At 31.4% G+C, this 621-nt stretch carries 1 protein-coding gene; it reads right to left on the minus strand.

What is annotated here, in order from left to right:
* Positions 1-127 precede the first annotated feature (127 nt).
* Positions 128-421: a DUF3928 family protein gene (locus V7183_RS22820; protein ID WP_097896661.1), complete on the minus strand. Its 294-nt coding sequence runs from the start codon at positions 419-421 to the stop codon at positions 128-130.
* Positions 422-621 lie beyond the last annotated feature (200 nt).

Genomic DNA, 621 nt, shown 5'->3' on the forward strand with positions numbered 1-621 from the left:
ATGGATTTATATAGAAGGAAGATTCCCTTCTATTCTATTAACACATAGAAAAACCCCTTATTTTTACGTGATGTTAAAAATATTCCTACTAACAAAAAAGGGAGCATTCGCTCCCTTTTCATTACTTTTATTTTCGAAAACTTTCATATTTAACTGCTTCAAATGCCTTTTCAATCTCTTCATTCCGATAATGAACATATGTAAAACGCCCTAATTCTACTAATCGAGCGATTTCTTGTAATGCTTTTTGCTTTTCATATGTCTCTTCAATTGTTACGTGTACATAGAATTTCATAAGTGGATGTTCATATAAAGATTCCCCTACCTCTACATGCACTTCTTCCACCCCTTGAACCACTCTTACATAACTTGCAAACTGATAAACAGCTTCTCGATCTGAAACAATTTTTAATGTGTACATATATTCTCCCCCTTTTCTTTTACTATACCAGAAAAGAATTCATATAACTTTATCCAACTATGAATATTTTCTGACTTCTTCTCATTTCTTATATCCTTTCATTCGCAAAGCTATCTTTTCTGTCAAAAAACACTCCCATAATTACTGCATTTTTCTATTACTCTGTTACAAACTAGCTAAGCACTATATATACATCAATT

Origin of the sequence: Bacillus sp. JJ1127, assembly GCF_036965845.1 — a bacterium.
Classification (GTDB): domain Bacteria; phylum Bacillota; class Bacilli; order Bacillales; family Bacillaceae_G; genus Bacillus_A.

What these genes read in the sequence shown, in the direction of transcription:
- V7183_RS22820 (WP_097896661.1), bottom strand. Translation starts at nt 421, where the DNA reads ATGTACACATTAAAAATTGTTTCAGATCGAGAAGCTGTTTATCAGTTT.